Genomic DNA, 15175 nt, shown 5'->3' with positions numbered 1-15175 from the left:
ATATAATATATAACCAATCAAATTTCGTATCATTTTCTCCACAACACTCAACCAAATAGATCTATAAAAATATTTCAGACTAATATATTAAAAATCTAAATTCTAAAATTAAAAGTCATATTTTAATTATAAAAATGAATATATTTTAAATTAACAGCACCAGAATTTCTGCTGATGCTGACTCGATTTATTTCAGGACATCCCAGTAATCAATTGATTCGCGTTACTTAATGCTGCATTCATCCCATCATTCACCGTACCTGATATTGTGCTTGAAGATGTGTGAACATTCACATCACCAATCTTAACGTCAATGTATTTTCGATGATCACTCGATGTTGTTGTATTCCCATATTTAGCTTGTTGGCCTTGGTTAATCATGGATTGTGCATTTTGAGCACCTATAGAGCGTTGCTGGGATAGACCTATATCTTTAAAAGCAACGAGCTGGGCTTCTTGCTCTGAAACACCATTTCCAACAGAATTTAAATAATTCTTACGGGCTTTGATCAAGGCTTTTTCCCAGCTTTCAGCCGAGTGCTGTGCCTTATTCACACCATCCGAATACGCTGTTGCACCACGCTTGGAGTGAAACGTTTTATTCCCTGATTTGGTTACGAGGTGATCCGATAAAACGGGTAACGATGCCCATTCTCTTGCCCCCTCATCGCCTGCAAGTTTTAGGTTGTTATGCTTCCCTTTTAAATAATCACCTAAGGCTGTCCGCTTGTTGAATAGAAGCCAGGCACCCATTTTTTCCTGCAGATCCTCATTAAATAACTCTTTACCTGATAGTCCCATTCCCTTGATGACTGAAGGCATCGTGTCACGAATAATCTGAAACTTTCCAACCGCATTGACTTCCCGACGGGCTTGCATGGCACGAACCTGATCGACAGTCATGGATGTTAAATTTTTTGTCCCTGATTTATAGCCATAACGTTTCCCTAAATTAACCGAGTTATAGCTCCCCTCACCTTTCCCTATAAAACTTGATAAAGAATTTGAACCGGCTCTTCCAGAATATTTTTGATTGGATTTCACATCAGAATTCATGATATTTCCTGAACTCTGCGTAAAGGTTCCAACCTGCTGTCCAGTGCCAATATCCAGTGCACCAGCAATACGGTCACCCCAGCTTTTTGCCCGATCGACTTCATTGCTCACCAAGTTACGCATCATCTGGCCAGCCTCTAAAAATGCACCTTTAAAATCACCACTCAACAATTTCTGTAATATGGAGGCATAGCCTTTTAACGTTGGAATCGCATCATTGATTAATTCTTTACTCAAGTTGTTAAATCCTCTGATTAACGAATTCACCGATACGCCGTTCTCATCAATAAAGCCTTTTAGCTTCATCCACTCACGCCCACCTTCTGCAGCTTTCGCCCAGTCGGTATAGCCAGTTAAAAGATAGGCAAAACCATTTTTCAGGTTGTCCACCGAAAACTCGGCATCATCAATGTATTTGGTAAAGGCACCCCAGTTAAATAATGACTGTCCACCTTCCGCCCATGTTTTGTAATCGTCATAAAGCGCGATGAATGCTGCTCCTAAAGCGGCAACCGTTAAAATAAACGGCGCAAATGGTGCAATCAATGCAGCCATAGCGATGGCAGCTTTATAAATAATCGGGATCAGTACTGTACCCAGAATAAACGACAATGCCCCAAATACATTTTTGACAGTTTTCTCATTTCGATGCAGGAATTGAAAGAATCCATTTACAGCTTTAGTGATTTCAATCAATACGGGTACTAAAGCATTACCTAGCATCACTTTTAATGATTCGTACTGAGTATTTAACAATGCCTGTTGTTTTGATAATTCACGACTGGCTTTTAATTCTTCGGCGCTAGACGTATACAGGCTTTTTTGTAGATCCAGCATTTCCTGTAAAGCATCGCGTCCCTCGAGCAATGTCGCAATCGTGCCATTATCCAAGCCCATCTTTGAGCCGATGCTATACGCACGCTGACTATCCATTTTTGAAAATGAATCCGACATATCCAGTAAGATGTCATCCATATTGCGGATGTTGCCTGCAGAATCCATCACACCAACACCTAAAGCATTCAGGAAAGGCAGTAACGATGCATCGCCCATGGTCACCAGATCATTGATACCACGGCTGAGACCTTGTAATGTGCTGGTCATACTCTCAGCGCTACCACCCGCCATTGCAGCGGCACCTTGCCATGCGGCAATGGATCCTGCGCTGATACCTAACTGCTTCTCAAGTCGGTATAGCTCGTTATTGGTTTTTTGAGCATCACTGATAAGTTTACTAAAACCCGTGCTTACGGCAATTGTGGTAAATAAGCCTGTAAGCAACTTATGCACACCCGTGACCACTTGACCCATTTCAGATAAAGCCTGTGTCGCCTTTTTCTGCTCTTCACTGAGTTTCTGAGTAGATTTACTGGTCTTTTCAGCTGATTGTTCAACACTTTCAAGTGAGCTTTCCAGCTTTTGATTCTTGAGAATGGCCTGATCGGCACCTGCATTAAAATCTTTTAAATCAAGTCCAAGATAGATTCCAATCGCTTCAACGACTTGCATTCACACTCTCCCGAATATGCTGGTTGTATTGCATCACTTGATGCACTTCAAGAATGTTTAAGGCATCTTCCAGACTTAAAACACTGTCCAGCTCACAATAAGAAGCCAGCCCCGATTCAAGTACCGCGCTGGCCAAAGTTGAAATATTTACCGTTTCAGCAAGTACACCTGCTTTAAATGGCAGTCCCGCATTTAATCGTTCGAATCTGGGGAACTGCCTGCAGCTAAAAAATCAAGGTGTAACATCAAGGCTTCTTTACGAAGTATGAATAGGGATTTAAAGTCTTCCAGATCATCGTCCCATTCAGGCTCTCGTGGTTCGCCACCACCCGGAATAATTTTCACGCACTCTAATAGCTCATCCAGTAACCCAATACCTTCTTCGGTATCCAGGCCGCTTAAAGCCGAGCTGGCCACTTTTGCCATTTCCAGCATGCCTGCTTTCGGATCAACCCCCTGAATATTCACACCTGCCTTGGTCAAGGCAAAGATTGCCCGCATTGCCCAGCGATCTGCCTGTAACACAGGCATTTCAGTGATACGGAATTTTTTACCCTGATCACGACCTGACTGAATCTCTATATCCTTCACTTTACGTGCCATTAGTTCATATCCTCCGAACCGTTAGTGACCAGATTAAAGTTGTATGCAGTACCTTCCAGTAATTTCTTACCATTTGCCCCACCACCTAAAGTGATCCATGCACCCGAACCTGTGTAACGCTCCTTGATGGATGGAATTTCTACAATCACCTCAATCAATCGGGTTTCCATGTTCTTGTTAAAATCCTTACGGATATTTTCAAGGATGCGTTTGGAGGGGCTATTGGCTTCCAGATAAAGTGTCCATGGCACCTCATGCGGGGTATAACCAATCGACTGTTTCCCATCGACCCCCATTCGTGATTCACCAATACTGGCATCACCAAAGTCCCATGCGTTATCTGCCTGAAAACCCTGAATCTGCATAAAATTGTCATACACACCCTTACAACGCAGCATGATGACTGCATTCGCTGAGGTGAGTGTTTTAGGATTATGTCCCATGGCCATCTTGCATCACTCCTTACTGAATATTGATTGAGCTGAGATTGATCTTGTGTACACTCGACCCATCGGTGTACCAAAACACCAGCGGTAATGACGCCCGATTTTGACGGATCTGGGTAGTTGCATTACCAACCAGTAAGCACCAGCCTTGTAAAAAGATCTGACTCGCCGCATCAAAACCCGCTTGACGATTTACCAAAGCCTTTTGTTGCTCTGATAGCTCAACACCATCCTGAATCCCGCCAAAGTTAATCATCTGGTCAATTGGGTCTTTTGCCGTTGCCCGGTGTAATGCCTTACCCGTATCGTTATAAAGGATAGATTTGGCCGAGATCAGCATATTGATAAAGGCCAGCTGGAACTGGGCATTCAGATAAATCTGGTTTAAATAACCATTTGCCCATTTGAACTGACCTGAAACACGGGTATTGGCAAAGAACATAAAACGGTCATTAGCGGTTGCCCATGCGCCGTAATAGGTATAACCATTACTTTCCAGGGCAGTCGCTTCATCTTCCTGAGTCACTGCAGCTTTCACCCCTGCCTGACGGCGGAACTCCATAGTGGTATTGCCATTGGCTTCATCAAAGTTAATCGATGCAGCATAGCCACATGCCAGTGCAGCATGGGTTAAATTTCCATAAATCAGGGTGGTACCATCAATGGCATTTTCCTCAATCCATGCACCATGACTTTTGGGGTTATTCGGGATTAAGGCATTCGGTTCCTGTTCATAATCAACAAACCAGTAACGGCTTTCCTGTCTGGAATTCCATAAGGCAAAGTCTTTACGTCGATCGGTATTAAAAGCAGATCCAACAAAACTGATCACGGCGAAATTTAAGGTGTAATTGCTGACCCGTTTCATCACTGTTGCTGCCGTATCTGCGACAACCGAATTATCAACCACTGCACCTGCGGCTGTGCTCAAGCCCAATTGATCTGCAATCGTTCCTGTAAATGCACTGATACTGCCTGATTTACCCTCCTGAGGAAGTACAGAAATCACAAAAGCTTGTCGAACAGGATCAAAAACACAACGTAGGTCTGGATCATTCTGTGGGGTAATCCAGTTCGCCGCCTCACTAAAACTGGTAATTTCAGCATTAAAGGCAATATTTTTACGGAGCAAGGTACCATTCACTGTGGCTTCGATATAACCATTTAACTTTTTAAGTTCGTCCAGTGTGATTTTTAACGGAGCACCCAGCACTTTGGCGGGTGAAGTTTCAGTATTAAAGCGGGCAATAAACAAGGCTTGTGGGCTGACCGTTGCCCCGATAAACCCGGCAAAATAACCTTGGGCAAATTGATATTCAGGGCTGTCATATCCAAAGACCTCTGCTACAGCCTCGGCACTTGGATATTCATATACAGGATAAATACTGTTTTGGCTGAGCAATACAGTATTCAGGTTTAAGGCAGTTCCAGCACTGCCAATGACAGCAGGATTAATGCTGACAATGCGTTTCATTGGAATAGAAGGCAGCACGTTAATCTCCTAATGGATTTATTTTTAATTGCGGTTGATCAAGAAAGGTTTGTTCAAATGAGGTTTCAGGGTTGTACTGCAGTACAAGCTCTAGCATCCAGCGTGTCTCGTAATTACTTTGCTCATTGATAAAGTTCATGTTCTGTGGCTCCTTGCAGTACAAGGGCTGACAATGTCTTAAGCGTGAGGTGCTATATTGGTTTTTCCATAACAAAGCGACTTTACTGGCTCTGGACTGAGCCTGATCACCATAAAAATCCAGCTGCAGTGTTACCTGTCTGCCCCCTTGTACATAAGTGACATCCTCATCCGCTTCATAAAAATCAACGACAGTGCCTATGTCCTTTTCAAACAGGATCATCATCACAATCCCATCCTTAGGTAGAGGGCTTTCGTTTTCTTGACCTTTCACCACGTCACAATGAAAAAGTCCGAGCAAATAGGCTCGGACTTCGGCATATAAATCTTCATGTGTTATTGACGGCATATAGAGACCTTTTACATTATTGACGGCATATCAGCACCTTGACCCAGCTTGGATAAGACTCAATTACCTTAATGACTTTCCATGTTGCGGGTTCATCCTCACCATACGGCGTAAAAACCAGTTGCTCATTCCCTTTACCCAAGCTACGCCGTAATGCCGAAATACGGCCATCTGCATAGGCATAAGAAAACTGTCCTTGTTGCGACACCAGATTGAGATGTTCCAGTGCCGCCGTTTCGATACTTTGTAGCTGGATCATGATGGATTGTTCAACAAACTTGGGAATCTGCGTACCTGAAGCTGAGGTGTCATAACCTTCATTGACTTTTAATATGGCTGGCGTATCTGGATTAATGGCATTGATAATGCCATTGGCAATCCCTCTTAAATTAATCATCCACAAGCTCCACACTGATTGAACGTGATAATCGGCTCGTCTCCCGTAACGGCGCGTTAAATCCTTTTCTAGCGATCGTTGCAGGTGCGTTCGGCGGATCAGTAAAAGTTAAAATGGTTTCGGTTAAATCGCCTTTAACTTGCTCACCTAGCAATAACATGGACTTTTTAACATCGCCGTTTTGCTGGATAAGTTGACCAATGGATTTAATCCAGCCACTGCGATGCTCGGCAATGGTTTTTCTAAAAAATGGGCGCGGCGGAATCACAATCTTATGTGCAGGTACCACATGTGTTGTAGCAAAATTAGATTGATCTTTACGAACAAACCGACCATTGCGATTAAAATCACCTGTCCTTTCATTCACTGAGCGATATATAGTTGTTGTATGCTCAGGCACATCCACCTCGGCACCATATTCCTGAATCGCGGCGACCTGAGCAACTGGGGTACCATCGGGATAAGTAGATGCATCCAGCACACCAACACGAATTCCAACATTACCCTGGCTTAATTGACTTAAATACGTCTTTAAACTTCCTGTTTTTTTCATCGCCTCACCCGCATTGGTAATTTGGTCACCACATAACGGATGGAACGATACTTCTTGGTCAATTGCCAATACTCAGCCCCGTACGGCGTTTGGGCAAACCATTTTTCATTGGGCAAGGTTTGCCCATAATCAAAAGACACCGAAACACTACCTTCGGTTGCACTGGCCACTCGCCCAACTGCAGTATTTCCTTTCTCAACCTGCATCCGTAATATCGCCAGATGTGCAACAAGCAAATACAGTAATACTTCACGTTCAAGCAGATTCTGTACACAGCTATGCTCAGTGTTATTCAGCTGCATCCCTGCCTTAATAAATAACAGCTGCAGTTGTGCATCGGTTAATGTGACTTCGGGATACCATTCCCGAAACTTGACAATATCAAAGTGAACTACACCGCCCATCACAATCACCTATCAATCTTGAGTGAGTTTCTCCACATCACCTTTAGCATTCGGATCTAAGGGTTCAGTACCTGACTGGGTGGCTTGTTTTTCCTTCGCCTCTGCCGCTGTAGACTTGGCTTTATCATGTGCAAAAACAAAACCGTTTTTATATAAATCACGCTCTTTGTTTTCTTCTACCCAAGCATCCCAAAGCTCACTCGGGACATTTTCCGTAATGCCGTGCCCGCCAATGACCGTGCTTTGATTAAAGCCATTGATGCGATGCGTCACTTCTCCGACCTGTAAGATAAAACCATTCGGTAATTTACAGCCGATCGTTACCTTGTTTACTGTTGCAGACGTTTTTTTAGGTGCAGCCATTTTCTATACTCCATAAAAAAATCACGATTCAATAAACGTGATTTTTACAGTAAAAAATTAGAAATTATTTCTAAAAACTCAGTATTTGATTTAAGACACCAACATCGATGTAATAAACATTGGTCGGTAAATAATTGCGCCGTTAGTACCCTGTGAACGCTTCTGTTCAAAGCCTGATTTCAATTGGATCAATGGATGCACACGCATTTTCTCAGTGAAACTTAATTCAGCAGTTGCCTGCCCCTGAAACTCATCTACCACCAGTTGAACCAATTGCCCCGCTGCAGTTTCATATTCTGGAACTGTAACTGTTTTTAAATTCGGAAAGTTCTTCTTCAACTGATCCGATACGTTAACGTTAAAACCATTGGTCTTGGTGAAATGGGTTTCAGCTTCTGAAGAAAGCAGCATGGTCATGGCTGTATCACGATCCACATAACCATTGGCTTGTTTCACCAATTGTTTAAACAGTTTCTGGATTGAATCATAGACACCTTGTCCATCCAGACTATCCCATGCCTGGGAAGTGATTGAAGGCAAAAGATTAGGGTCATTGATCATGCCGTAGTTTTTAAGTCCTGAAACACCATAGATATAAGACTTGTTCTGAAACTTGTTTAAAGCCAGTGCCGAGGCAATCTGTTTACGAGAAACCCAATCCAGATTGGCAGTTCCAGCGATAGCAGTCTCACGCTCACCTGCACGAATAATATTTTGATAATGGTAAGGCTGACGTGCTGGGAAATCTGTATTGACACCAGACATGCCGTTTTCATTAAAATCGCCATAACTAGAGGTTTCACCAGTACTTTCCACCACAGTGAAACGTACCTCAGATGATGTCCAATCGCCTTTTTTCACTTCACGAAAAGCTTGAGCCATCTTCATCGGCTCAACCAGAATATCAATGACTTTGGGATCGATATAAGTGGTAAATAATGCAGGTACACCACCATTCGATGAAGTAATCAGCGCGGCATCCATGCCCATCAAAACTGCATCTGTTGCAATCTGATGTTGAATATCATGCGTCAGCTCAGTCACACGGTGACCCGTCATAAAGTGGATACCTGCACGCTGTGCCAGCATATTTAAATCTAAAGGCATTCTTATTCTCCTTATTTGGTGATTTTAGCGACAGTGCCAGCTTCTGCTTTAGACGCCACCACAAAGCCCGTATCACTAAAGCCTGCTTCTACTGCAGCTGCAGCTTTTAATGTGCCATCAGTATCACTGGCCAATACTTTTTGCCCGACTTTGGCACCCTCCTTAAACTCAGCAAGGAAATCACCACCATCATAGAGTGTGATTGCAAAACCTTGCGGAATCAGCATAGAGGCTTCAGCTAAATGATCTGTAATCAATGCGGTTTGATCACGGCGTACAAAGCCCAGCACACCACCTTCAACCTTGGCATGACCCACCAGTCCCGTTTCTAAATCTGCCCAGGCAAAACGTCCCATATAAACACCTTCTTCACCTGCCTTTAACGCACCTTTCCCAGCCAGTACTGTGTGGTAAGGGTTGGTTGAGGCAAAATCACCCGCAACGCCAATTGGCAAGTCACGGTTCATTGTTTTTTGAAAACCCATTTTATTTCCCCTTAATTATCCAAAGCGCCCAACAAGTTTTTGTGTTTCAGCAACGGCGTTGCTATCCAATGCCATCGTTGGACGTGCATTCTGTTGCTGGTTGGACTGGATCAATAGCCCCACCATGGATTGATACGCCGATGGATGTACGCCTTTGGTGTTGATCCCTTTTTCATTTAAGGCATATTCATAAACCGCTTCAGCACTATCCAAAGCACCGTCCATAGCTATAACACCGACTAAAGGTTTCACCACTTCACGCGCATTAAATAAAGCCATCATTTCCTGACGTGCCTCAGTTTTGGCATTGGCTGTGATTAAGGCAGCATCCATGGCTGGTTTTAGTTTGGGATCTTCATCCTTGGCTTTAGTTGGTTCATCTTCGTCTTTAGCTGGTTCCTCTTCCTCATCCTCAGCCTTTTTCGGTTCATCCTCATCCTTGGCTGGCTTTGGGTCGTCTTCCATTTCATCCGCAACCGCATTCACGACTTTTTCCACTTCATCCTGACCAAGATCAGCATCCATGGCCATGCCTTTTAATACGGCGGCAATACGCCCCACCGCACCTTTTTTTAATCTGGTTTTACCGCTCATTTGTATCTCCACAAGCTCAATGGGTAAATGATCTGCAATGACCGCATCAGAACCGATACGACCATGTTTAACGAGTGCCACATGATTGCCATGAATATTTCGCATCACGCCGTCATAGGGCTGGCCTTGAAATTCACCAGGCGTCATATCTGCTGTATAGGCATAACCTGCTGACAGCTCCTGCATTTTTTTTGATTCGATATAATCAATTGCCTTTTGATCCCAAACCCGCATGGAGGAATAAACATCATCCCCCTCCATTTCAACATCCGTACCAATGCTTCCTACGGTTGAATCTTTTTGAGGTTCATCCGCATGAACAGGGATATGGCGGATTAAAAACTGTATCCCCTGAAATGAAAAAAGAGCTTTTTTAAGCTCTTCCGGGTCACGTAATAATCGATAAATCCTGTTAGGGTCTAAGCCTAATTCCTCATGTTTGGGAATCTCCTTGCCCATGTAGTCATTGACTGCAGCCTTGGTAATAATGGTTCGATCAATGATTAAATGACCGTTGCCATCATAACGGCGCTGAGATTCATCCATTGCAATTTTGACCGTCACTTAAATAACTCCCTCAATAATGGCTTTGCTACCACATCTGCAGTTAATTTCTTCACCAGGCTGGACCCACTTTCCATCCAGATACATCCCTTTACTTACATCAAACTCTTTGCCGTTCGCTGCTAAATGTGAAGGTCTGGGCTGCTTGCCTGCATGTGAATGCAGCCAGATGGCTTTTTTAATCCCCAACTCGGTACGCCGTGCCTTTTCAAATGCAGCATGTGCTTTATTCGCCTGATCACTGGCGATCAATGCTGCACGGCGTTTGGTCACACCATATTCCTGTTTCAGGCTTTGGGTCAGTCCTGCAAGATCATAGCCGCTGGAAATAGATTGCCAAACCAGCATTTGTACCTTATCCAGATGACCTGATGCGATGGATTTGATGAGCCTTACATTTTCTGCCACTGACGCTTTGAGCATATCTTCAGTAAATGCTGTCATTTGAAACTGAACCGTAAATCCTGCATCACGTAAATGCCGCTTTAACGCTGTGTCATAGGAAGTCGCCGTGCTCTCAATCAGCTTCTGGGCAATGCTCGGGGCTAAGCGATTCAGTTTGATTTCCCATTGATCAGACAGATACTCAATGACATGTGCCACCCAGTCCGATACCCCATCCATAGCCAGTTTTTCCTGCCGGGCTGAACGCTTGTATTCTTTAATCAAAGAAGCATTAATTTCAGCCTGTAGTTCATTGATCATGGTCATCACTGCTTTGTAATAACGGCGTTCAATGCCCAGATTGGATTTGATCTCAGGCAGCGTGGTCTGTTTCACTTTCTGGATTTTCACTGTTTAGTCCCTCCCAATCTGGCACGTCTTCCGCATCAATCCCGCTGTAATCACCCGTTTCATCCTTGGCCAATGTGTCCCGTGCCTCTTCCGTAGAGACCAGATTACCGCTGGTCAGCATCACCGCCGTCTCAGCCTTGGTTTTATTCACGTTGGCACGCTGCTCATCATTCAATTGATGCAGTGAGTTAAACTCAAAGACAACTGATTCATTGATTTCACCAAATAGATCCAGCTGTACCACACGTAAAATGGTTTCAATAATCGGCCTTAAATGGGCTTCCTGCTGCGATGAGATGTAATCGTTATAGACGCGTATCTCACCATCACTATTGGCATTTAAACCACTCGGTGTAATTCCCAGCAGTTTCACCAACGGCGTATGACTTGGGCCTGCCATTTGTTCCTGTGCTTGCCGAACCAAAGCATCCAGTGTGGTGAGTGGTGTATTAATCTGAAAGAACTCCTCTGCCTCCTTATCGACCAATAAGGTATTGAGATTATTGCGATACAGGTTAAATAACTCTGTCCTTAGAATCGTACTGCTCGCCGTATCATCCCCAGCCAATATGTCTGATAGATCAGTCTTTAATCCTGTTAAAGAAAAGGCATGGATCAAATCGCTCACAGCATCCACAGTGCGTTGCCAGCGTTCCACATAAGGTTGCATCAACTGCAGCATGGAAATCCCACTGAAGTTATAAGCAGGCTTTAACAGATCAGGTACAGGTCGCATCACCAATGTCAGCAATCGGTCAGAATGATATTCCTTACCCAGCACATACCACTTTGACGGTTGATAGAAATCATCAGCCATTGGATCAGTGGAGTTGTATAGGCTAGGTGTGGTCCACATTGGCTCAACCAGTTTAAAACCGATCAGATCACCTTTTTTAATATGGTTTGCTTTCAATAAAAGGGGCAAGTTGCTCTCAGCTTCCTGCCCCTTTAAATTGATAAATAACTGTGCCCGACCGAAGATCATTTCAGTTTCGATGAGCTGTCGAATCAGATCACGGATACCTAACTCCTTTAAGCGTTTCTCAAGGCGCTGAATACGATCAGAAAGTTCATCATCTCCATCACCCACGACTTTCACTTTGCCCCATTCACGTACCATTTCCCCCGCCGTGGTTTCAGGGACTGCACGATAATCACTGGATTGTGTCATCTGGGCCAGTACGGGATATCCCAAGAACCCACCATAAAATTGCGGATTCTGATTGACCCATGAGGCAATACCCGAACAGGCACAATCCATGGCAATAGCGGATTGCTGTCCCTCAGGGATGACACCAGGCATAATTTGCGGAAGTTCATATTGATACGGCGCTTGATCTTGTTTATTGCGTAATCCTTGAACCATCTGCATCAGTTGCTGATTCATTCGGTTTCGGGCTTCCAGTGCATCAACTTTACGCTGTTTTAAATCCTGACCAGATCTGGATCTCTTTAATTTTTTCTTAGCCATTTCTTAACCTACTCACAAGTCTAGGACTGATCTTGAGACCTAAACGGCGTTTCATTACTCGCTCCAGGGCATATCGTATCGAGTCAATATAATGGTTATATGCATCAATAATGATCGGTAAAACCTCATCGGTCAGACGATCTTTTTTATATGAATACAACTTGAATTCGTTATACGTTTCTTTGCAGCGCGGATGGATATAAACTTTTTTGAATGACCGAATAAATGCAATACCATCTTCGACAGAACCTTTACCTTTCTCACAAGGTTTAATGCGTGGTAATCCTTTCTTACGGATATGACTAATCGATTCAGGTCGTGCGTTATCGGCATACAATGCATACTTATCAAAGTCTGGAATCTTGGTTTTTAAATAGGTCGCCGTATCATCCAGTTCCAGATTGACTTTGCCACCTTCATATTCGATATAAAGGCAATCTTCAAAAATCCATGAACGTGTACCTGCAGTCGGGTCATTGGCAAAACCAAAGTCCAGTCCCTGGTATGGTCCATCCCATGTTTTTGGGTCGGGTACAAATTCTTTTTTCTGAAATTTCCCCCGAAAGATTTGTGCATCAGCATTTTCTAAATAAGCCCCTTCCCAGATCCAGTCATAATCCTCTGGAGTAAGGTTGTGTTGATCACGGCGCCGTTCCAGTTCTAATTCTTCAGGAAACCACGGGTTATCCGAGTAATTCATCTCGACACCGAGACCAATCAATTCACCTGTGAGTTCATCCCTGATCTCTTCATGTCTAAAGCGCTGACTGGTTGGACTATCACGCCGTTCAGGGTTCCATGTCACCCAAACTTCGGAGTTTGCCTCACGTACTGTAGGTAAAAGTTTTCGCCAAGCAACTTCACTCACAGTTTCAGCTTCATCTACCCAACACAATAAGATCCTGGCTTTAGATTTGATGCTATCCAGATTATGCCTTAGACCGCTAAATCCATAGCTGACACGGCGATTCTTGGTACGGATATAATTCTCGCCCAGATCATAATAAGCATTTAAAAATGGCTCGGAACGAATGGCCTGCTTGATTTCTTCCATTGAAGAATCAGCCAGCGTATTCATGAATTCCCGTGCACCTAAAATCATCCCACTGATGCCAGCTTCGGCAAACATATAACCTTTGATCGCCGTCATCTTGGCAAAGGTTCTGGTCTTGGCTGAACCACGACCACCCCATGAGGATCGATAACGTAATTTAGGTTCTGAAAATAATGGAATGAGTTTAGGTGGCAGTTGAATCTGTACCTTGGACATGAGGGGCTACCAGTTCAATGGTTGTCGGTTTATTGAATGATTCACCCTGTGTGGTGTGATCAACCTCTTGTTTATTGGTGTATTGGTTACCCATTTCTTTGGCTGCCTGTTCAGCCCACTTTGGAATAAGAACAGGATTATCTGGATACTTATCCACTAGACCCTGTAACAACTGTAATCGATAACGTTTATTTGCAATTGGAATCGCTTCAAGCTCCTCATTGGCCAGACGGCGATATTTAAAGAATAAATCCCTGAGTTCCTGACTTAAGTCATGCCCCATTCGCTTGGTTGGGTCGTAGCGCTCACATTGTTGCGGGCTTACATCGACATTAAAAATCTCTTTAACTTGCTTAGCCGTGTTGGTTGGTGTTTCAAACTCAGCAAGCATCCTGACGATGAACAGCTTCACCTTTTTAGTAATACGTACCATTTCCACCATTCCATCAACGTACATCAACGTAAAATGGCAAAAAATTTAAACCACTCTTAAATAACAAATCCCACATGCATGATGAATATCGGCTTTGGAGACTTGTGGACGTTGATTTGCTGCATTGACCATTTCCTGCACATCCTGACTTGCACCATAACGGCGAACTACGCCTGTAAACTCTTCTACATCATGTCCCTGAATAGCTAAATTAGGCTTTCCTGTTTCACGGTTATACGATGGCACACCATACTTATCTTTCTTATGTGCAATGTGGTACAACTCATGCTCAATCAATGCACAAAAATCAATATCATTGGCTTTATTGGCATAGGTCGCATCAATCGTAATCAGATATTCAGGTAATTCATTGAACCACTGATAAAACTGTTCTTCTTGCCGTTCTTTTTTCCAGCCACTTGCATTGATCATAATTTTTTCGGCTTGGCCTACAACATAACGTCCTTGCTTCTTAAATCCGCCTTTAGCCCACATCACGGCGATTTGTGGATAACGAAATGCGCCAAGGTGAAAATGATCTTCATTGAATAGCTTATGTTCTGGGTTCAGAAATACTGATTTTATCCACCGCCATAATTCAGGTGCAGGTGCAAAATTAGGAGTATCTAATGCAAAAATCCATTCTGGTGGATAAGGACGTTGTTGTATTACAAAACCTAGTTCGTTCATAAATTCTACCCAAAGGAAGTTTAACTCCCCAACACATTTCTGATAGCTTTAGACCACTCTTTAAACTGAGCTATCTTCTTATCAATGACAATGATTTTTTTTCAAGTGAGTTTTTATCTGTAATTCGTGTATAATATTGAAAATTAGGTAATAACTATTCAATTCAATAATTTCCATAAGGAATAAATCCAATGATTTTAAAATATACTTTTGTCTTGTTTTTAAGCTTAATCTTAGTTGGTTGTAATGGTGCTGCACTTGTTTGTTGCTAATACTAGAATTGAAATTTAAATAACAAAAAGCCCACCATTCGATGGGCTTTTTTATGGTCGATATTTGCTTACACTTCGACCAATCTAATATAGAATTAGCATTTGCTTTATACAAGGTCAACTATTATCCTAAATATCAATGTATTGAGGTTTAAAAAAACTTTCATTACGACAAGTCTTTATC

18 protein-coding genes are annotated in these 15175 nt (G+C 43.1%); all 18 read right to left on the bottom strand.

Features of this window, described 5'->3' with window-relative positions; genetic code table 11:
* Positions 1-192 precede the first annotated feature (192 nt).
* The 18 genes from KPC_RS10420 to KPC_RS10340 all read right to left on the bottom strand — a co-directional run bounded on the left by KPC_RS10420 (position 193) and on the right by KPC_RS10340 (position 14719).
* Positions 193-2565: a hypothetical protein gene (locus KPC_RS10420; RefSeq protein WP_121974314.1), complete on the bottom strand. Its 2373-nt coding sequence runs from the start codon at positions 2563-2565 to the stop codon at positions 193-195.
* Entirely contained in the window at positions 2552-2701 is a 150-nt protein-coding gene (locus tag KPC_RS20380; RefSeq protein WP_171334467.1) for a hypothetical protein, read from the bottom strand. Before KPC_RS20380 ends, KPC_RS10420 begins: the two co-directional genes overlap by 14 nt.
* 56 nt (positions 2702-2757) lie before the next feature.
* Positions 2758-3168, bottom strand: coding sequence for a phage tail assembly chaperone (locus KPC_RS10415; protein WP_121974313.1), 411 nt, complete (start codon positions 3166-3168; stop codon positions 2758-2760).
* Positions 3168-3617, bottom strand: coding sequence for a phage tail fiber protein (locus KPC_RS10410; protein ID WP_121974312.1), 450 nt, complete (start codon positions 3615-3617; stop codon positions 3168-3170). Before KPC_RS10410 ends, KPC_RS10415 begins: the two co-directional genes overlap by 1 nt.
* Before the next feature lie 13 nt (positions 3618-3630).
* Positions 3631-5106 carry a DUF3383 domain-containing protein gene (locus tag KPC_RS10405; RefSeq protein WP_121974311.1) on the bottom strand — a complete coding sequence of 492 codons (1476 nt, stop codon included), beginning with the start codon at positions 5104-5106 and terminating at the stop codon, positions 3631-3633.
* Between the two features lies 1 nt (position 5107).
* Positions 5108-5593, bottom strand: a complete 486-nt coding sequence (locus tag KPC_RS10400; protein ID WP_121974310.1) for a phage neck terminator protein — start codon at positions 5591-5593, stop codon at positions 5108-5110.
* Positions 5594-5609: 16 nt separating this feature from the next.
* The gene (locus KPC_RS10395; RefSeq protein ID WP_121974309.1) at positions 5610-5990 is read right to left on the bottom strand and encodes a hypothetical protein; all 381 of its coding nucleotides are present in this window, start codon (positions 5988-5990) and stop codon (positions 5610-5612) included.
* Positions 5983-6612 carry a hypothetical protein gene (locus KPC_RS10390; RefSeq protein ID WP_146196639.1) on the bottom strand — a complete coding sequence of 210 codons (630 nt, stop codon included), beginning with the start codon at positions 6610-6612 and terminating at the stop codon, positions 5983-5985. Before KPC_RS10390 ends, KPC_RS10395 begins: the two co-directional genes overlap by 8 nt.
* Positions 6540-6947, bottom strand: a complete 408-nt coding sequence (locus KPC_RS10385; protein WP_121974307.1) for a DUF4054 domain-containing protein — start codon at positions 6945-6947, stop codon at positions 6540-6542. The genes KPC_RS10390 and KPC_RS10385 overlap by 73 nt, the downstream gene beginning before the upstream one ends.
* Positions 6948-6959: 12 nt before the next feature.
* Complete coding sequence (locus KPC_RS10380) at positions 6960-7310, bottom strand: hypothetical protein (RefSeq protein WP_121974306.1); 351 nt, start codon at positions 7308-7310, stop codon at positions 6960-6962.
* Between the two features lie 90 nt (positions 7311-7400).
* The gene (locus tag KPC_RS10375) at positions 7401-8417 is read right to left on the bottom strand and encodes a DUF2184 domain-containing protein (RefSeq protein ID WP_121974305.1); all 1017 of its coding nucleotides are present in this window, start codon (positions 8415-8417) and stop codon (positions 7401-7403) included.
* Positions 8418-8428: 11 nt separating this feature from the next.
* A complete protein-coding gene (locus KPC_RS10370) occupies positions 8429-8902 on the bottom strand; it encodes a structural cement protein Gp24 (RefSeq protein ID WP_121974304.1) in 474 nt (157 codons plus the stop codon).
* A 15-nt stretch (positions 8903-8917) separates the two neighbouring features.
* Entirely contained in the window at positions 8918-10060 is a 1143-nt protein-coding gene (locus KPC_RS10365; protein WP_121974303.1) for a DUF2213 domain-containing protein, read from the bottom strand.
* Positions 10061-10855, bottom strand: coding sequence for a phage head morphogenesis protein (locus KPC_RS10360; protein ID WP_213065891.1), 795 nt, complete (start codon positions 10853-10855; stop codon positions 10061-10063).
* Positions 10818-12326, bottom strand: a complete 1509-nt coding sequence (locus tag KPC_RS10355; protein ID WP_121974302.1) for a DUF1073 domain-containing protein — start codon at positions 12324-12326, stop codon at positions 10818-10820. The genes KPC_RS10360 and KPC_RS10355 overlap by 38 nt, the downstream gene beginning before the upstream one ends.
* Positions 12319-13596, bottom strand: a complete 1278-nt coding sequence (locus tag KPC_RS10350; RefSeq protein ID WP_121974301.1) for a PBSX family phage terminase large subunit — start codon at positions 13594-13596, stop codon at positions 12319-12321. The genes KPC_RS10355 and KPC_RS10350 overlap by 8 nt, the downstream gene beginning before the upstream one ends.
* Entirely contained in the window at positions 13565-14029 is a 465-nt protein-coding gene (locus tag KPC_RS10345; protein ID WP_121974300.1) for a DUF2280 domain-containing protein, read from the bottom strand. The genes KPC_RS10350 and KPC_RS10345 overlap by 32 nt, the downstream gene beginning before the upstream one ends.
* Positions 14030-14074: 45 nt before the next feature.
* Positions 14075-14719 carry a putative metallopeptidase gene (locus KPC_RS10340; RefSeq protein ID WP_121974299.1) on the bottom strand — a complete coding sequence of 215 codons (645 nt, stop codon included), beginning with the start codon at positions 14717-14719 and terminating at the stop codon, positions 14075-14077.
* Positions 14720-15175 lie beyond the last annotated feature (456 nt).

The sequence above is a fragment of the Acinetobacter stercoris genome (assembly GCF_900323515.1).
Lineage (GTDB): Bacteria > Pseudomonadota > Gammaproteobacteria > Pseudomonadales > Moraxellaceae > Acinetobacter > Acinetobacter stercoris.
This window is presented reverse-complemented; position numbering and strand designations above follow the sequence as displayed.

Excerpts from the sequence above, each read along its gene's own strand:
- KPC_RS10420 (WP_121974314.1), bottom strand. The coding sequence starts at position 2,565 with ATGCAAGTCGTTGAAGCGATTGGAATCTATCTTGGACTTGATTTAAAA.
- KPC_RS10415 (WP_121974313.1), bottom strand. The coding sequence starts at position 3,168 with ATGGCACGTAAAGTGAAGGATATAGAGATTCAGTCAGGTCGTGATCAG.
- KPC_RS10410 (WP_121974312.1), bottom strand. The coding sequence starts at position 3,617 with ATGGCCATGGGACATAATCCTAAAACACTCACCTCAGCGAATGCAGTC.
- KPC_RS10400 (WP_121974310.1), bottom strand. The coding sequence starts at position 5,593 with ATGCCGTCAATAACACATGAAGATTTATATGCCGAAGTCCGAGCCTAT.
- KPC_RS10395 (WP_121974309.1), bottom strand. The coding sequence starts at position 5,990 with ATGATTAATTTAAGAGGGATTGCCAATGGCATTATCAATGCCATTAAT.
- KPC_RS10385 (WP_121974307.1), bottom strand. The coding sequence starts at position 6,947 with ATGGGCGGTGTAGTTCACTTTGATATTGTCAAGTTTCGGGAATGGTAT.
- KPC_RS10380 (WP_121974306.1), bottom strand. The coding sequence starts at position 7,310 with ATGGCTGCACCTAAAAAAACGTCTGCAACAGTAAACAAGGTAACGATC.
- KPC_RS10375 (WP_121974305.1), bottom strand. The coding sequence starts at position 8,417 with ATGCCTTTAGATTTAAATATGCTGGCACAGCGTGCAGGTATCCACTTT.
- KPC_RS10370 (WP_121974304.1), bottom strand. The coding sequence starts at position 8,902 with ATGGGTTTTCAAAAAACAATGAACCGTGACTTGCCAATTGGCGTTGCG.
- KPC_RS10355 (WP_121974302.1), bottom strand. The coding sequence starts at position 12,326 with ATGGCTAAGAAAAAATTAAAGAGATCCAGATCTGGTCAGGATTTAAAA.
- KPC_RS10350 (WP_121974301.1), bottom strand. The coding sequence starts at position 13,596 with ATGTCCAAGGTACAGATTCAACTGCCACCTAAACTCATTCCATTATTT.
- KPC_RS10345 (WP_121974300.1), bottom strand. The coding sequence starts at position 14,029 with ATGGTACGTATTACTAAAAAGGTGAAGCTGTTCATCGTCAGGATGCTT.
- KPC_RS10340 (WP_121974299.1), bottom strand. The coding sequence starts at position 14,719 with ATGAACGAACTAGGTTTTGTAATACAACAACGTCCTTATCCACCAGAA.